We start from the raw sequence: 16,325 nt of genomic DNA, 5'->3' as shown, positions 1-16,325 counted from the left end.
CGAATGAAGCAGCCGTTTTATACCGTAGCATCCAATCCCGTCACGATTGAGCATGGCAGACTGAATGTCCTGTTTGCCGGCGAGAGCCAGACAGCAGCCAGGCATCAGCAGGGACCCAAGGTGTATGACTTTTACCTGATGCATCATGTGCTTGCAGGGGCTGGAACATTCACCTTCCAGGACACGCAATATGATCTGCGTGCCGGACAAACGTTCGTCATCGAGCCACAGCAGCTGGTCAGCTATATCTCCGACGCCGAGCAACCGTGGCATTATCGCTGGGTTGCCTTCGCCGGCTCGGAAGCCTCCCAATTGGTAGGCTCCGCAGGCTTGAGACAGGGACTGCCTGTCCTGGATGGCGGCAGCAGGCGTCTTGCCGTGCTGTTCCGCGGCATCCGGCATGTCTTCCGCAGCAGCGGCAGGATGGCGGATCTGCAGGCGCTCGGCTACCTCCACCTGATCATGGTCGAGCTTGGCCGGGCGATGGAGCCCGCTGCTGACGATTCCTACCGTGACGACGAGGGAGGCGGCTTGATCCAGCGGGTGATCCACTACCTCTCGACACAATATGCCGAGCCGGTGTCCATTGAACGAATGGCAGACACGATGGGCTATAACCGGGCCTACTTGTCCAGAATCTTCAAGCAGCGCACCGGCTTGACGCCGGTGCATTTCCTGCTGAAGCTGCGCCTGGACAAAGCCCGTCAGCTGCTGCGGGGGAGCCAGGAGCTGACGATCGAGCAGATCGCAGCCTCGGTCGGCTTCCACGATCCGCTCTATTTCTCCAAGCAGTTCCGCCGTCTGTACGAGCAGTCGCCTACCGCTTACCGCGAAGCGATGAGACAGGCGCAGGACGATTAAGCGAGCCAGGTATTGCGTCCTCTGCTGCGCGGGCGTTCGCCGAAGGACAGCTTGATCGTCGGCTCGATCAGTCCGACCGGCTCGCCGCGGTCGCTGAGCACTGTGCCGGGATGCTCCTGCAATACAGTGCTGCACACTCCTTCGATGGCAAGCGATTCATGGCCGGCCAGGGGCGAAGCGGCCAGCGAGCGCAACAGCGAAGCGACGACAGCCGGCAGCGCCGCCTCGGAACCGTCCCCTATCTTGACTGCAACGCCGATCCGGAGCGCAGGCAACGCCAACCCAAAGATGCCCTGCGCCCCGCTCTTGGCGATCACGCCGCCATCCAGCAGAGTCGTCGCCAGCCGCCCCGCCCCCTCCACCAGGCGCGGCGCGGCTCTCATCGCTGAGGCGATGCGTCCGAGTGCGGCGTGTACTGGTCCGGTTATCCTGCCTGCGGGCGGAGCAGCCAGCCGGGCATAGACCAGTGCTATACGCCATAGCGGCAGCGCGAACACCGGGAAGCCGCAGCCGTCCGTAGCACGGCCCACCGCTGACGGCTCAAGACCAGCCAGCTCTGCGACATGGTTCAGAATCTCCACCTGAACCGGGTGACCTGGCGACATATAGTTCTCCATGGGCCATTGCTGCTGCCGGCACACAGCGAGCAAGCCGATGTGTTTGCCTGCACAATTGTGAAAGATCCGCCGCCGCCTCCCCCCTTCAAGCAGCAGCCGTTCCCTTGCTGATTCCTCTGTCGGCAGCGTCTCGGGCAGTCCCAGGTCGCTCTCCGACACTCCGGATGCCGCAAGCATCCGCTCCAGCACGCCGATATGCGCCGGCTCGCCGCGATGCGAGGCTGTCATCAGCGCCAGTTCCTCATCTCCCCACTCCAGCTGTTCGAACGTGCCGTGCAGCAGAGCCGGCAGCGCCTGCACAGGCTTGGCTGTAGATCGCATATAGACCGCTGCTCCCGGATCCCCCGCCCAGGCCAGCAATCTCCCTTCGGCATCCGTGACGGCTGCATGGCCCACATGGACGTTCTCGATCATCTCTCCGCGCCAGACATCCGCCAGCGACACTGCCCTGTTGTACTCTCCTGATTGCATCGTCAACCCCGCCTTTCCCGAGCTTCCTGGTTCCAGTCCCATGGCTTTCCCTCAGTTTCTACATTGTATTCCTTTACCCCCATTTCTAATCATCCATGCTCTTCCGTCAACAAAAGTTTCAATAAAGCGCCATCGGGTTAAAAATACATCAAGCCGGGCCGATGGAAGGCCCCCAATTGAGCCATAATAAAGGAGATGAACCAACATGGAAAATAATCAAGAGACAGTAAAGCAGTCTAACGGCGGCACAGCTCTGAAAAGCGCGATTGTTGGTGCGTTGATCGGAGCAGCAGCAGCGCTCCTGTTGGCACCAAAATCCGGGCGCGAATTGCGAAGCGATCTCAAAGTCAAAGCAGAAGGCGCGAGCGAGGTTATCAAAACGCAAGCCTCAGCCCTGGCTGAGACTGCAACCTGCGCTGCACAAGCTGTAGGCGAGCAAGCAACTGTGCTGGCAGGTAAAGTCCAGGACCTGGCTTCGGCTGCCCGCAATAAAGCTGCCGTTACGGCAGACCGCGCTCATGAAGCGGTAGATACAGTAGCAGGCAAAGCCAAGGAAGCTGCTACAGTCGTGGGTATCCGAGGCAAGGAAGCTGCGGAGACTGCGGCAGAGCGTGCCCATGGAGCTGTAGATTCTGCACAGGACAAAGTGCAGGAATCTGCCGAATCCGTCTCCAGTTCCGTATCAAGCAATAAGTAAGCTGAAGGCTGTGGACGATCTGTTTAAGACCGCATCAGGAGGAGATCTTATGACTGCCAACCACCGCAGATTGGCCGATCATCCGCAATCAGGACAGGCCGGCGCTCAAGCCAAGCCGGTCGAACTGGCGGAGAATGGTTCGATGGCACAGGATATGGAAGATCTCAAACGCCTTGGTGAGGATATGGAGCAGGTGAAAACCAATGCTGAGCTTGAGGAAGAAGGACTTGTTCCCGACCCGATTCAAGACTAGCCATACGCAGCGGGCGCATGCTGCGAATGCCGGAGCCGCAGGCTTAATGTCATTAAGCTAAGATTACTAATGACATTGGCCCAGGCTCCGGCTTTTTATGGACCCCATATTTAAAACCCGGAGCCATCCTCCGGCAAGCGGCGACCTCATACCACCACTCGGAAAAGGAGCAACCATCCATGGAGCATCATTATGGAAATCTATATTGGCCAACGACTTGGGAGCGGTCGGAGACGTACACCCCGCTGACCCGAAATCTCCGCAAGAACGTAGCGATCATCGGCGGCGGCATGTCCGGCTCGATCTGCGCTCATACGTTGATCGAAGCCGGATTGTCGACGGTCATTCTGGAGCGTGATGAAATATCCGGCGGCAGCACCTCCGCCAACACCGGTCTGCTCCAGTATGCCAATGACGTCATGCTTTATGAGCTTTGCGATCAGATTGGTACCGGACCCGCCGTACAATTCTATGCCGCATGCCGGATGGCGGTGCATCAGCTCCGGGAGCTGGCGGCACGATTGCCCCAGGAGATCGAATTTGTCGATCGCAGCAGCTTATACCTGGCCAGCAGCGTGGATGATGTACCTAAACTTCAGCGCGAGTATGAGATGCTCACACGATACGGCTTCGATGTGGAGTATTGGTCGGCAGAGCAGCTTGCCTCCCGTTTCCCCTTCACCAAGCCAGCTGCGCTCCTGTTGCATGGAGATGCTGAGGTCAACCCTTATCGTTTTGTCCGCAGCCTTATGGAAGACAATGTCCGGAGAGGCGTTGAGGTGTATAATCAGACCGAGGTCGTCGTTCATCGTACTGTCGATGGTCAGCATCTCCTTGAGACAGCGAACGGTCATATCGTGGAGGCGGACCACGTCGTATATGCGATCGGATACGAACCGGAAGAGCTGCGGGGACAGTTGATCAAAGCCGATATCAACCGTTCTTATGCTGCCGTTACCGCTCCTCAGCATTCTCTGGATGTATGGCCTGGACGTTATATGATCTGGGAGACCGCGCGCCCTTATCTCTATATGCGGACTACTCAGGATGGCCGCGTTGTGGTCGGCGGACTGGATGAGGAACAATCGGTGCCGGTGGCGGATGATCATGCCAGAGCCCGGCGGATCGACAAGCTGGAGCGGAGCATCCGTTCGATGTTCCCGACGCTTGACCAGCCGATTGAATACGAATGGTGTGCCGCCTTCGGCGAATCCCGAGATAATCTCCCCTTTATCGGCAGCGACCCGTCCTGGCCAGGCGTGTATTACTGTCTCGGCTACGGAGGCAACGGCACCGTCTACAGCATGCTGGCCTCCGGAATCGTCCGCGACTTGATGCTTGGCCGCGAGCCCCATCCGGTATGGCAGACCGTACGCCTTGACAGACCAAGTCTCGCCGGCTCCTCCATCTAGGAGGAGTCTTACGGCAGTTTGGCTGACTATCCGTCACTGCGCCTCGTTATATGCTTCATGCGCGTATGCGTACAAGGGCTATCCCACAATCATCAAGCGTGATTATGGGATAGCCCTTGTAGTTAGTGCCATTCAATTATTCAGCGAGCGGCTTAGTGCACATCAATCGCGCCGCTGCTGCGGAAGACCGCTTCTGCCTTGTCGAGGCGGCTGATGCCGCTGTCGGTCTTCTCGGCATCGTCCTCCAGATCAACGACCACGATGAGCGAGCCTTCCCGGATCGCGTCACGCGCAGTGTCAGCTTCCTTACCGTCCAGTCCGAGCGCCCTGAGGGCATCGCGGATACCGTCATTGTCATCGGCTCGGAAATCGCGTCGGAACAATCCGCCGAAGAAGCCTACCCCGACCGCCGGAGCGGCGCCGTAGCTGTGTCCTGCGGCTGTAGCTCCACCCGGATTGCCCACTCCCATGCCGCCGGCAGCCAGCGGGATGCCGATCACACGCCCGCCATCATTGTTCTCGGCGATCTCTTGTACTTCATCCGTAGGCACATCCGTTTCCGCCTCAATCCGGTGCATATGATCTCCGTCTCTGGCCAGTACCTGCAGTTCACCTGTGACGAAGCCTTCTTTTTCCAGCAATTCTACCGCATCGATCGCTTGCTGTTCCGTTTTGAATACGCCTATTTTTTTACCCATTGGATAATCCCTCCTGCTTATAGTAGCTTGCCTAAATCTATAGAACCAGACTTACCCGGGTGATCCCGGCTTGCATGATCTAGAACATCGGGAACACATAGTTGACCAAGAAATACAACGCGCCGAAGAATATGATGATGTACGCTGCGTATTTAATGAAAGTTGCTGCGACATGACTCGGTTCGCTCCGTTTCTCAACATGTCTTTCCTCCACATCCACATGACGGTTCTGTTGCATTCTTATCGTCCCCTTTCCTAAGTGGCTTGATTCGCCTTGATGAGCTTTCTTACCCGCCTGCATACGCTCCCAAACAGGGTTGCAGTCTCAAGTCAAGCGGTCTTTTAATTCTTAATAAAAACTTTGAGGAATCGATGTTTAAACGTCTGGAAGACTGGTTAATAATCATTTGAATAAGGTATGATAATAGTTAGAACAGTTACGTATTTCTAGAGTCAGGAGAGGAAAAGATGAAGCAACCGGATAAATTTCAACTGCGCACGGAAACCAAGGAAGGCAAATGCATTGTGTACGTCAGCGGCGAATTGGATCTTGAAGTAGCGACGCAGATGCGTGCCGCAATGGCCCCTCTGGTGGAGCTGACCGATCGTGAACTGACTCTTAATCTTAGAGATCTTAAGTATATCGACAGCACCGGGATCGGTATTCTGCTGAGTGTGCTTAAGGCCCGCAGCGCTCAAAATGCTCCATTTACTGTAGAGGCGATTCCGCCGACGATTAAGAAACTTTTCGACATGACCGGCATCACGCCGTTTTTCTCTCAGAAGATCGTATAGAATTCAGAACGTAAAGAAGGGAACGAGGATGAACGCGATGAAAGCGACCGAAGAGATGGTTACGCTACAATTGCCGGCCACCGCAGAATATGTGGATCTGGTCCGGGTCACCTTATATGGGATCGCCGCTAAGATGGGATTCTCGTATGAAGAGATTGAGGATATGAAGGTTGCCGTATCGGAGGCTTGCAACAACGCCGTGCTGCACGCCTACGGCAACCCCGCCACAGGCGCTGCCGCGATAGCTCCGGATGAACAACCCCGGATGGAGATTCGTTATATTAAGAAAGAGGATTCACTCTCGATCGTCGTCAAGGATGAAGGACAAAGCTTCGATGCTGTAGCTGCAGTCGGAGCTCCCCAAGCTTCGCCTCTGCTGGGCAAGTCGATCGGTGAGATCAATCCAGGCGGGCTGGGATTATATCTTATGCAGGCGTTAATGGATCAGGTGGAGGTGCACAGCGAATCGGGTACTGAAGTTATTCTGACCAAACGCCTTGTCAGGAGTGAAGAAACGGCATGAGTACGCAACCGGCAGAATCTTCGTCCCTCGAGCCTGCGGCGCTCATCCTGGCTTACCAGGAGAACCCTACCAACGAGGCGGCGACTCAGCTAATCGAATTCTATGAGCCTATGGTTCGAATGGCGGCCGGCAAAATATCGAGAAATCGTCCCGACTTGTACGAGGATTTGTACCAGGTTGGACAGATGGCATTGCTCCGTTTGTTCGGTCAATACGATGCCACTGTAGGCGTCCAATTCGAGCCGTACGCCATGAAAAGCATTATCGGCCATATGAAAAACTATTTGCGTGACAAATCCTGGTACGTCCAGGTTCCAAGGCGGATCAAGGAGAAGGGCATTGTCGTTCAGCAAGCCATCGATCATCTGACGGTGCAGTTGGAACGCTCTCCCAACGTGGATGAGATCGCGAGCTACCTGGAATTGTCTTATGAAGAGACGCTGGAGATCTTGGCCGGACGCGATCTCTATCACTATGTGTCTCTGGACACACCGATCTCCGAAGAAGACAGCAACACGACGCTTGGCGAGCTGATCGGCTCCCAGGCTGACGATTTTGATACCGTTGACAAGAAGCTGGACCTGCAGTCGGCTATGGCCAAGCTGAAGCCGGAAGAACAACAGGTACTGCTCCTTGTCTTCGATGAAGGTCTGCCGCAGCGCACGATTGCGGATCAATTGGGCGTCTCGCAGATGAGTATCTCGCGCATTCAGAAGCGTGCGATCGACAAACTGAAGCAGTTGTTGACGGAAGCGGAATAATACATTCACGAACAACCTCTAGGCACCTTCAGTCCTGCCCATGCAGAGCTGATAGCGTGCCTTTTTATCTGACTCGGGATTGTGGAGGTAATGGTTATGGATCACCGCCGTCTGCGTTACCCGGCTGGCTGGGAATGGCATCTGCTTTTGCCCTCATCGACCAAGGGACAGACAGTTGACGCACGCAACCCGCTTCCGGAGCTGCACTCCTGGCTGGAGCGGTCAGCGGGCCGCCAGATGAATCATGTCCAGGTTTCCGAGCTGCACGGGGGCGCTTCTGTAATCGAAGGCACATTGATGATTCAGCAGCCGGGGACTCAATGGGATACCGCCCCATTGCATTTCCGGGCAGAACAGACTAAGCTGGTCCTTCTGCCGCCCGATGCCACCTTGGTCTCCCGGCTGCAGCTCCCACCCTGGCAGAGCAGGCTGGAGCGGTGCGGCAGCGCGCCAGAAGCGCTGCTGATCGTGCTGCAAGCGCTGCTCGACAGCTTCCATGAAGGTCTGGACCGCTTCGAGCAGCGTCTGAGCGCCCTGGAGAGTGTCATGCAATCGCGAAACCGGGCGGATCTGCTCGATGAGATCTTCGAACGTCGTTACGAGCTGCTGCACTGGAGTCACCTCTTCATCCCGATCCGCGAGATTGAAGGCGCCGCCCGAGAGGCCTTCCTGACGGCCTTGGAGCAGACCGATACCGCACGGCGCCTGCAGCACCGACTGCTCCGCATCGAAGCTCTGCTCCAGCATTACAGCGCTGAGATCGACACCTTGATCTCGATGGACGACGCGATCGCCAGTCTTCGAGGCAATGACATCATGAAGACGTTGACGATCTTTACCGCGCTCTTCACCCCCGCTACCGTCGCCGGCGCCTTGTGGGGCATGAACTTCCGGCTCCTCCCATGGTCGGCCGAGCCTGCAGGCTTCCTGCTCATCTGTGCCGTCGTTACTGCCTTCACCCTGTTCATCTATCTATGGCTCTGGCGCAAAGGCTGGACAGGCGATCTGCTGCTCAGCCGCAAGCGCCGACGATCCAGGAAGCAGCAACTGACGGAGCAGCCTGGAAGAGCAGCGCCCACGGAGCCTTCTGACGGCAATGTCATCAAGCAATCGCGAAAATTACGACACAGCAGGCGCAAGTAAGCCTTATATCAGCTAAGGCCCGTTCCTCATTCCATATAAGGGATGAAGAACGGGCCTGTCTCTATTGCTCTACATTTAAGTCTGCCCTACTTGAGATGCACCCACACGAGGCAGCGGTCATCCGGCCGTTCGGCAGGAATATCCGAGCTAAAAAACTGCTCGGACCACTGCTCGGCCGCATCCGGACCATTCGTCTGAGCTAGCTGTTCATAGAGGCGATCCAGCTTCTCGTCATCGGAAGCGTTGATCATCTCCAGGATACCGTCGGTGACAAGAACGATGCGGTCCCCTTTGTTGATCGATACGGTATGCTTCTGAATCTCGATGTCCTCGAACAAGCCGATTGCGGAGCATCCACCCTCCAGCCGGATTGGCGTCTCGCCGTTCTCACGGAGCAGCACCCCCGGCGGATGTCCGGCATTGACATATTCGACGATGCCCTTCTCCACATCGACCACGAGGTAGATCGCCGTGTAATAGTACTGGATCAGCTGATCGGTAAACTGCAGCTGCATCGCCCGCCGGTTCAACTCGCGGACGACTCGCTTCGGATCGACCAGCTTGATCATCGCGTCCTTCAGTACTGAAGCAATGAACATGCACACCAGCGACGAAGAGATCCCATGACCCATTGCATCGACTACCGCGACTCCGTACCGATGGGTATCGATCCGGTGCCATGAATAAAGATCCCCCGCCAGCTCCTCGGACGGGGAAAAGATCGAACCAATATCGATACCGCTCTCCGCTACCGGCTGAGGCAGAACAGCCGACTGAACCTCCTTGGCAAGCAGCAGCTCTTCATGCAGTCGCCGGTCCCGTTCATTATGCCAGTCCTTTTCTTCTTTCAGCCGCAAGGCCACCCGGATCCGGGCGAGCAGTTCGATCTTGTTGATCGGCTTGGTGACATAGTCGCTCGCTCCCGCATCTAGCGCCTCGGCAAGCTTCTTGGAGTCGCCGATCGCTGTGACCATGATGATCGGGATATCCCGCAGCCGCTCCGAGTTCTGCATCGCTCGGCAGGCAGCGATGCCGTCAATCTTGGGCATCATCATATCCAGCAGGATCAGATCGAAACCATGATCGTTGAGCACATGTCCCTCTGGCTCCTCGCCTGTTGGTGTCAGTCCGACCAGCTCGAACAACTCCATGCCTGAGCTGGCCGCATGCACGTTGCGGTAACCCGCGCGTTTCAACATTTCTTGCACGACGGTGACATTCATCGGATTGTCATCGACGATTAAAATTTTCATTTTCCAGCTTTTTGAGAGTCTTTCCTGTCTGTCCATGCACCGTCTCCTATTCTAGCTTAACCGTCTGTTCAAATTAGCCGTTTGCTCCTCTGCGACCGGTTGCTCCTTATTGGGTTGTGTCGCGACTAGCTCGCTGGTGGCCGCGACCTGAGGGGACGCGGCAGATGTATTTTTAAGGGCTTGCAGCGCATTTTGAATGCCTCGCACTGCTTTGACGCCAGTGTCGATCCAGTCCAGCCACTTCATACTGCCTTCCGGAGCAGGCGCAGCTGCTTTGGCTGCCGTGATGCGATCTACCTGGGCTACCGTCTGCTTCGATTTGCGTTTCATGCTGTCTACCCAAGTCGTAGACACCTCTCGGGCCGCCGTCGTTACTTCGTGTACGACAGTGCCGACATCACGGACGGAGGACATGAGCGGCTGGACCGCTCCAACCTGTGCATTGACCTGTCCGATCAGATCCCGCACATTGCCGACCAGTCCTTCCACATCGTCCTTGGATGTATTGATAAGATCCCGCGCTTCCCGCAGCGTCTCATTGGCCGTTTCGATGGATTGCTGGGCTTTCCGGAGCGTTTGCACCAAGAAGATTACCAATACTGCCACCGAGATGGCCATGATCAATACACTGATTTCCATTATCATCATCCATACCTCCATTCGCGAGTTCGTTATACCGAACACACTTAATTTTCATTTGTATATCGTTTACCCTCCGGCACTGTCACTGAATCAGACCTTGCTGGCAAATGAATACGACGAGCAAAGCTGTTTCAAGGCCAGGTTTCACGGTTAATTCTCCACCAAGCGAGGTTGCAGCCGCTTTATACACTGGGTCCCATCCCGGATGGGAAGGACGTATCCGGCGGACGCAGTCCGGAACATACCGAGACCTTGACTTCCAAAAAATCATATGTAGAAAGGATGCGTGATGACTATGTTAAGATGGGCAGCAATTTTCTTCATTATTGCAATCGTAGCGGCAATCTTCGGATTCGGAGGCATCGTAGATGCAGCTGCCGGTGTAGCCAAAGTCCTGTTCTTTATCTTCCTGATCCTGTTCGTAGTATCCTTGATTACAGGACGAAGAGGGTCAGTATAGCCAATACCCTATGTTTAGTGTACGGCGGTGCATAGCCTTCCATGCCATGAACCGCGCCAGACCGCAGCAGGCCAAGCCTGCTGCGGTCTTTTCGTCTGCCTTCCGTCCGTCAGATGATACGGACCGGCTGCTCGATCTGCGCGGAGCGTCCGGCTGCCTCTGTCACCTGCTGGGTGCGCCAGGCATCAGCGTAAGTGGAGCGGATCGCTGACGGATCGCCGGTGCGGACGGCTTCGATGAAGATTTGATTCTCGAGCTGATAAGGATCCTGCTTGTTCTTGTAGTGCACCTTCTGATCCGCTGTCGTATGGATCAACTGCTGATGTTCCAGTTCGAGGAGACCGCCGCTGGCATAGATCTGCAATCCGGCCGAGCCGGCATGCGGCGACATGCAGGTATTGGTGATACTCGCTACCGCGCCGCTTGCCATCTTCAGCGTAAGAGCACCGACATCCGGCACGGTTACGCCTTCCATCTCCTCATGCATGACCCGCTGGGCATAGGCCGCATAGACCTCCGTCACTTCCCCCATCAAGTATCGCAGCAGATCGATGATATGCGTTGTCTGTTCTACTAGCTGGCCCCCGGAGCCTTCCTGCTTGCGCCACCAGTAGACGCCGGGCATGCCGCCCAGCCAGCGTCCGATCGCCATCCCGGCTGTCTGGCCTGCCAGCAGCTCTTTTGCTCTGGCAGCACTGTCCATATATCGGAAGTGGTAGCCGACGGATGTGATCAGGCTCTGTGCGGTTACCTGCTCCAGGATGCGAGATGGCGTCGCCAGGTCGACGCCAAGCGGCTTCTCCACGAAGAAAGGAATCCCCGCTTCGGCCAGCGCCAGCTCCGCCCCGCCATGGGCGAACGGCGGTACACAGATGTATGCGGCGTCCAGCTTGGCGCCCTCTATCATATCGGCCACCGCACCGTAGCCCGACGCGCCTGGATAACGGCTGGCCAAGGTATCTGCTTTCTCCCGGCTGCTGCCGACCACCCCGGTCACTTTCACATCCTCCATCGCTGCCAGGATGTCTCCATGTTTTGCCGCAAATGAGCCTGTGCCTATAAGGCCGATGCTTAATGTCATGCTGCTCCCCCTCAAGTAGGTTATAATAATTTCAGTATAGCAGACAATGAAAGAAATCCAACCCTCGGATGTGCCGGATTGGCTTGATACAAGTCGTTTGCGCTCTGGGTATCGGTGGTAAAAAAGAATTATTAGCAAGGAGGGATCTGGATGCGATTAGTGCAGTCTGAGGAAATGAGGAGGCTCGATCGGTACACGATCGAACATATCGGCGTGAATGTACAGTCACTAATGGAGAATGCAGGCCGGGCGCTGGCTGAGCTGGTGCTGAGACTGCAGCGGGGAGAACCGGAAGCCTCTGGACCCGTGCGTCGGCTGCCAGGATCAGCGCCGCTTGCCGGGGACGTGCGGCAGCGGCTGCAGACGGACAAGCCCTGGATCATCCTGGCCGGTAAAGGCAACAATGGCGGAGATGGTCTGGTCGCCGCCCGGCATCTCCATGAGCTCGGTGTCAGGGTCCACATCCTCCTGGCGGAGGAGCCGGAACGGCTCGGTGTCGAAGCGGACCGGCAGCTCCGAAGCATCCATAAGCTGGACATCGCATGCACGGTGTACCGTCCGGAGACGCTGGATTGGAGCAGATGGGGCGGGATCGTCGATGCTCTCCTCGGTACGGGCACGCGCGGCGAGCCCAAGGAGCCATACGCCGCTCTGATCCGGGAAGCCAACGCCAGCGGGCTGCCGATCCTGGCAGCAGATGTGCCCAGCGGCCTTGACAGCGATACTGGTCAAATCGCCGAGCCTTGCATCCGGGCTGACGCCACATTGACTTTTGCCTTGGCCAAGTGCGGACTTGCCCAGCATCCGGGCGCAGCCCAGGCCGGTTCGGTGCTCGTCGCGCCGGTCGGCATCCCGCCAGCACTGCTGGATGCGGCCTGTGACGCCGAAGCGCCGGTGATCAGCCCGACCTGGCTGGTAACGCCAGAGCTGCTGCGGGGCAAGCTGGGGGTCGATCCCGAACGGCCGCGCGGAGACGATACCCACAAAGGCTCGTACGGTCATGTGCTGGTGGCGGCCGGGACACGGGCGATGAGCGGCGCAGGTCTGCTCTGCTGCAGAGCCGCTCTGCGCAGCGGCTGCGGGCTGGTTACTTGGGCGCTGCCGGAGCGTCTGGTCGAAGGTGTCATCGGCTCCCAGCCGGAGCTCATGCTGGCCGCTATCGCAGACTTCGGGCGAGGCGACTGGACAGCGACGGACCCCGGCCAGCTGGTCGAGCTGACCGGATCGCGAGACGTGCTCGTCGTCGGACCCGGTATGGGTCAACTGCCCGGCCTCACAGGCCCCGAGCCGGATCTGCCGCTGTATGAGATCGAGGCGGTCGCCCCCGGCACCGGCAAAGTGCCGATGCAGAGCTGGCTGCGCCAGCTGTGGCAAGAGCTGCCTGCAGCGATGCCGGTGGTCATCGATGCGGACGCGCTCAATCATCTCGCCGAAGCAGGGGACTTCGCCGATTGGCCGCCGCGTCCGGGAGAGGTTATCCTGACACCGCACCCCGGCGAGATGGCCAGACTGTGCGGCTGCCGCACGGATGAAGTCCAGCGCGATCGGATCGGCATCGCCCGCCATTACGCGACGACCAATGGCGTCATCGTCGTCCTCAAGGGAGCGCGCACCGTCTGTGCCGACCCATCAGGGGCGGTCTACGTCAACCCTACCGGCAATCCCGGCATGGCTACCGGGGGGACCGGCGACGTACTGGCCGGCATCATCGGCGGACTGCTCGCGCAAGGAGTCCCCGCCACTGCGGCTGCCGTGCTCGGGGTCTATCTGCATGGGTCGGCCGGCGATTCCGCCGCCGACCGCCGCCGCTCTCCGGGATCGATCATCGCCGGAGATCTGATCGAGGAGCTGTGAGCTGCGATTCGGGCGGATTACACCCGTCACTTGGCACAAGCATCCTGTCATCTGTAGGCATAAGATGGCTATACAGGCGGGAGCCGCTTGAGACCTGTGGCGGGAGTGACGATCATGCGGGACAAGAAGATAGACATCAGGACTGCGATATTCCTCGCGGCGGTATGCAGCCAGACCTATCAGCAGTTTCATGATACCAACGGGACCTTCCTCGTCCCTAGAACGTTCCAGATCAGGGGCATTATCGACGCCCAGGCACTGGGCAACCCGCTGGAGCGCTTCGGCTTCGTACTCGAGTCCGACCGATCGATCGTGGTCGCCTTTCGGGGTACCGGCACAGCCGCCGATCTGGCTGTAGATATGGTGGCCCGCCAGATGGCTTTTCCCTATGCCCGCAAAGCGGGACTGACCCATATCGGCTTCACGGAGCTGTACGCTTCCTGCAGGGAGCCGCTGCTGAAGCTGCTGAACCGTCTCCCGTCCAACAAAGCCATGTATGTCACTGGCCATAGCCTCGGCGGCGCACTGGCTACGCTGGCAGGCTTGGACATAGCCCTCAGCTCCTCCCGTGCCCAACCCCGTGTCTATACGTACGGCGCTCCGCGTGTCGGCGACCCGGTATTCGCCCGGTTCTTCAACCGTCACGTGGAGACCAGCTGCCGGGTCAGCAACCGCTCCGATATCGTCCCCCGTCTTCCCCCGCTCATCTATCAGTCACCCAAGAACGACAAATTCTATTATTATCTCCACGTCAAGGGAGAATACAAGCTCGACTTCAAAGGCGGCTCCGTCTCAGGCAATCATCTGCTGGCCGCTTACTTCAATGCGCTCGCCCTGGAAGACCCCGCTTACGCCGCCACGATGTGCAGCCAGCCTGCCGGCTGGTGTCCGGTGAGGGTCCGGCGTTCAGGAAGAGGATAGCGGCCGCTCTCCCCTCCTCGCGTCTACTTGCTCTTGCCGGCGCGCGCTCTCCGCGTCTTCACTTCCAGCACCACCAGGATTCCGACAATCGGTACGGCAATCAACAGCAGCCAAGGCGAACTGTCAAGCAGCATGTCTCATACCTCCTACTTTCATCTACTCCCTATCCTTGACGAATAACGTCTCCACGTCATGCCCGACGATCTTCGCAATCGCCAGTGCGACATTAAGCGGCGGTACATTCCTGCCGTTTTCCACCATGGCATATCCGCTTTTCGAGCGATAGCCGAGCAGAAGAGCCATCTCCGCCTGCGTTAGTCCCTTGGCTTTGCGTGCGGCTTTTAATCTGGCATTCATTCCTCTCACTCCTGTTCACGTTTCATGAACACACCACTTATTGTAGGCTATATTTACCATTTTTTCAAGCTATAATTCACATTTCGTGAATCGTAACTTATTTAAGTGCACGAAAGTTCATTTTGCATGTACAATACATAGTAACTATAATTACGCAAATGGGATGATTGCATGATCGGTGAACGAATTCGCGAGCTTCGGAAGGCGCGCGGCATGACGCAAAAAGATCTGGCCCTGATCCTGAACTCCGCCAAGTCGACAATTTCGCAATACGAGAATAATATTAATGAGCCGGATCTGGAGACGGTCATGAAGATCGCGGACTGCTTCGGGGTGTCCGTAGACGATCTGCTGGGGAGACGTTCCCCGGACAAGCCTGGCCGCCCGGCAGATGAGAATACTGTAGTGATGGAAGTTAGAAATTCGGATGAAGCCGGGTATCTGCGCGCCTCGCTCGAATTGTACCGCAAGTACCGCACCGCAGACTCCTCCAGGCCTTACACGAAGGAATAGCCTGATGCCTCTGCAAGCAAATGACAAAAGAGACGGCTGCATGTTGCAGGACGTCTCTTAGGTAGGCTTGCCCGGCTCCGGAGTGGAGCTAGGAAGGGAGCATATATAACAATACGGCAAAGAAATGTGTTGACGACCCGGCCAGCACGAACAGATGCCAGACGGCATGGTGGTACGGGAAGCTCCGCCACATATAGAATATCGTCCCCACAGTGTAGCAAAGACCGCCGGCAATCAACAGCTTCAGTCCGCCTGAAGCCAATCCCTCGACAAGCGGCTTCCAGGCAAAGACAATGATCCACCCCATCAGGACATAAATCATCGTCGATGTGAACAGAAACCGGTTCACGAAAAAGGACTTGAACACGACTCCGGCCGCAGCGATCCCCCAGACGATCCCGAACAATGTCCAGCCCAGCGTTCCCTTGATTACCGTAAACAGCAGCGGGGTGTAGGTGCCGGCGATGAATACGTAGATAAACGAATGGTCCAGCACCTCGAACACTCGCTTCGCCCGGCCGGCAGGAAAGCTGTGGACAAGCGTCGACGCCAGATAGAGCAGCAGCATCGAGCTGCCGTAGACAGTGAAGCTGATCACATGCAGCGCCGTTCCCTTGAGCGAAGAGAACACAATCAGCAGGACGAGCGCCGCGACACTGAGCAGCGCCCCGATCCCGTGTGTCACACTGTTGGCGATCTCTTCCCGGCGGGAAAAGACGTGAGTGGCCGCCATTAGACGCCCATCCGCTTGCGCTGATTGTTGATCTTCTTGGTGTTCTGGCTGCGCATCGTCGCCTGATTGCCCGCGATATCATGCTTTTGCTTGCCGCCTGCGGCCTGGGCCTGCTTCTTCTGCTCCAGCTTCTGCTTCATCGCCTCCGCAAGGGAGACCTTGCGAGGTTCCGCCGCCTCCGCTTGCTGCTGCGAGCCGGTTGTTGGTTCTGTCATTGTTTATCACCTCAGCTTAATCAAACGTTACTCCTATCATAACGCGTTTGGCGCTGCCTTGCCAG

The 16,325-nt window shown here is 57.3% G+C and carries 21 protein-coding genes; 12 read left to right on the top strand and 9 right to left on the bottom strand.

Features of this window, described 5'->3' with window-relative positions; translation table 11 throughout:
* The first annotated feature begins 3 nt into the window (after window positions 1–3).
* Window positions 4–861, top strand: a complete 858-nt coding sequence (locus ABC336_RS25010; RefSeq protein WP_413241242.1) for an AraC family transcriptional regulator — start codon at window positions 4–6, stop codon at window positions 859–861.
* Here ABC336_RS25010 and ABC336_RS25005 read toward each other — a convergent pair.
* Window positions 858–1,949, bottom strand: a complete 1,092-nt coding sequence (locus ABC336_RS25005) for an asparaginase (RefSeq protein WP_413241241.1) — start codon at window positions 1,947–1,949, stop codon at window positions 858–860. The genes ABC336_RS25010 and ABC336_RS25005 overlap by 4 nt on opposite strands.
* Before the next feature lie 205 nt (window positions 1,950–2,154).
* Here ABC336_RS25005 and ABC336_RS25000 point away from each other — a divergent pair, with 205 nt between their 5' ends.
* The 3 genes from ABC336_RS25000 to ABC336_RS24990 all read left to right on the top strand — a co-directional run bounded on the left by ABC336_RS25000 (window position 2,155) and on the right by ABC336_RS24990 (window position 4,311).
* Entirely contained in the window at window positions 2,155–2,646 is a 492-nt protein-coding gene (locus tag ABC336_RS25000) for a YtxH domain-containing protein (RefSeq protein WP_413241240.1), read from the top strand.
* A 49-nt stretch (window positions 2,647–2,695) separates the two neighbouring features.
* Window positions 2,696–2,899 carry a hypothetical protein gene (locus ABC336_RS24995; protein WP_413241239.1) on the top strand — a complete coding sequence of 68 codons (204 nt, stop codon included), beginning with the start codon at window positions 2,696–2,698 and terminating at the stop codon, window positions 2,897–2,899.
* A 179-nt stretch (window positions 2,900–3,078) separates the two neighbouring features.
* On the top strand, window positions 3,079–4,311 hold the full coding sequence (locus ABC336_RS24990) for an NAD(P)/FAD-dependent oxidoreductase (RefSeq protein ID WP_413241238.1): 1,233 nt from the start codon (window positions 3,079–3,081) through the stop codon (window positions 4,309–4,311).
* A 152-nt stretch (window positions 4,312–4,463) separates the two neighbouring features.
* Here the strand turns inward: ABC336_RS24990 and ABC336_RS24985 are convergent, their stop codons facing one another.
* Entirely contained in the window at window positions 4,464–5,009 is a 546-nt protein-coding gene (locus ABC336_RS24985; RefSeq protein ID WP_413241237.1) for a general stress protein, read from the bottom strand.
* 79 nt (window positions 5,010–5,088) lie between these two features.
* Window positions 5,089–5,247: a hypothetical protein gene (locus tag ABC336_RS24980; protein WP_413241236.1), complete on the bottom strand. Its 159-nt coding sequence runs from the start codon at window positions 5,245–5,247 to the stop codon at window positions 5,089–5,091.
* Between the two features lie 230 nt (window positions 5,248–5,477).
* Here ABC336_RS24980 and ABC336_RS24975 point away from each other — a divergent pair, with 230 nt between their 5' ends.
* The 4 genes from ABC336_RS24975 to ABC336_RS24960 all read left to right on the top strand — a co-directional run bounded on the left by ABC336_RS24975 (window position 5,478) and on the right by ABC336_RS24960 (window position 8,231).
* Complete coding sequence (locus ABC336_RS24975) at window positions 5,478–5,804, top strand: STAS domain-containing protein (RefSeq protein ID WP_413241235.1); 327 nt, start codon at window positions 5,478–5,480, stop codon at window positions 5,802–5,804.
* Window positions 5,805–5,841: 37 nt separating this feature from the next.
* On the top strand, window positions 5,842–6,327 hold the full coding sequence (gene rsbW / locus ABC336_RS24970) for an anti-sigma B factor RsbW (RefSeq protein WP_413242602.1): 486 nt from the start codon (window positions 5,842–5,844) through the stop codon (window positions 6,325–6,327).
* On the top strand, window positions 6,324–7,088 hold the full coding sequence (locus tag ABC336_RS24965) for a sigma-70 family RNA polymerase sigma factor (protein ID WP_413241234.1): 765 nt from the start codon (window positions 6,324–6,326) through the stop codon (window positions 7,086–7,088). The genes rsbW and ABC336_RS24965 overlap by 4 nt, the downstream gene beginning before the upstream one ends.
* Window positions 7,089–7,184: 96 nt before the next feature.
* Window positions 7,185–8,231: a magnesium transporter CorA family protein gene (locus ABC336_RS24960; protein WP_413241233.1), complete on the top strand. Its 1,047-nt coding sequence runs from the start codon at window positions 7,185–7,187 to the stop codon at window positions 8,229–8,231.
* An 86-nt stretch (window positions 8,232–8,317) separates the two neighbouring features.
* Here ABC336_RS24960 and ABC336_RS24955 read toward each other — a convergent pair whose 3' ends face one another.
* Both ABC336_RS24955 and ABC336_RS24950 read right to left on the bottom strand, forming a co-directional pair.
* Complete coding sequence (locus ABC336_RS24955) at window positions 8,318–9,520, bottom strand: PP2C family protein-serine/threonine phosphatase (RefSeq protein ID WP_413241232.1); 1,203 nt, start codon at window positions 9,518–9,520, stop codon at window positions 8,318–8,320.
* 15 nt (window positions 9,521–9,535) lie between these two features.
* Window positions 9,536–10,132, bottom strand: a complete 597-nt coding sequence (locus ABC336_RS24950) for a DUF948 domain-containing protein (RefSeq protein WP_413241231.1) — start codon at window positions 10,130–10,132, stop codon at window positions 9,536–9,538.
* Between the two features lie 289 nt (window positions 10,133–10,421).
* Here ABC336_RS24950 and ABC336_RS24945 point away from each other — a divergent pair, with 289 nt between their 5' ends.
* Window positions 10,422–10,586, top strand: coding sequence for a DUF1328 domain-containing protein (locus tag ABC336_RS24945; protein WP_413241230.1), 165 nt, complete (start codon window positions 10,422–10,424; stop codon window positions 10,584–10,586).
* A gap of 109 nt (window positions 10,587–10,695) precedes the next feature.
* Here the strand turns inward: ABC336_RS24945 and ABC336_RS24940 are convergent, their stop codons facing one another.
* Window positions 10,696–11,667: a Gfo/Idh/MocA family protein gene (locus ABC336_RS24940; protein ID WP_413241229.1), complete on the bottom strand. Its 972-nt coding sequence runs from the start codon at window positions 11,665–11,667 to the stop codon at window positions 10,696–10,698.
* A gap of 150 nt (window positions 11,668–11,817) precedes the next feature.
* Here ABC336_RS24940 and ABC336_RS24935 point away from each other — a divergent pair, with 150 nt between their 5' ends.
* Together ABC336_RS24935 and ABC336_RS24930 are read left to right on the top strand one after the other, a co-directional pair.
* Complete coding sequence (locus ABC336_RS24935) at window positions 11,818–13,521, top strand: NAD(P)H-hydrate dehydratase (protein ID WP_413241228.1); 1,704 nt, start codon at window positions 11,818–11,820, stop codon at window positions 13,519–13,521.
* A gap of 96 nt (window positions 13,522–13,617) precedes the next feature.
* Window positions 13,618–14,442, top strand: a complete 825-nt coding sequence (locus tag ABC336_RS24930) for a lipase family protein (protein WP_413242601.1) — start codon at window positions 13,618–13,620, stop codon at window positions 14,440–14,442.
* A gap of 156 nt (window positions 14,443–14,598) precedes the next feature.
* Here the strand turns inward: ABC336_RS24930 and ABC336_RS24925 are convergent, their stop codons facing one another.
* A complete protein-coding gene (locus tag ABC336_RS24925; RefSeq protein WP_413241227.1) occupies window positions 14,599–14,799 on the bottom strand; it encodes a helix-turn-helix transcriptional regulator in 201 nt (66 codons plus the stop codon).
* 171 nt (window positions 14,800–14,970) lie between these two features.
* Here ABC336_RS24925 and ABC336_RS24920 point away from each other — a divergent pair, with 171 nt between their 5' ends.
* Entirely contained in the window at window positions 14,971–15,312 is a 342-nt protein-coding gene (locus ABC336_RS24920; protein ID WP_413241226.1) for a helix-turn-helix domain-containing protein, read from the top strand.
* 88 nt (window positions 15,313–15,400) lie between these two features.
* On the opposite strand, the gene trhA is transcribed toward ABC336_RS24920, so the two are convergent.
* Both trhA and ABC336_RS24910 read right to left on the bottom strand, forming a co-directional pair.
* A complete protein-coding gene (gene trhA / locus ABC336_RS24915) occupies window positions 15,401–16,045 on the bottom strand; it encodes a PAQR family membrane homeostasis protein TrhA (RefSeq protein WP_413241225.1) in 645 nt (214 codons plus the stop codon).
* Entirely contained in the window at window positions 16,045–16,260 is a 216-nt protein-coding gene (locus ABC336_RS24910; protein WP_413241224.1) for a hypothetical protein, read from the bottom strand. The genes trhA and ABC336_RS24910 overlap by 1 nt, the downstream gene beginning before the upstream one ends.
* Between the last annotated feature and the right edge of the window lie 65 nt (window positions 16,261–16,325).

It is taken from the genome of Paenibacillus jepli (assembly GCF_047238105.1).
Lineage (GTDB): Bacteria > Bacillota > Bacilli > Paenibacillales > Paenibacillaceae > Paenibacillus_D.
This window is presented reverse-complemented; position numbering and strand designations above follow the sequence as displayed.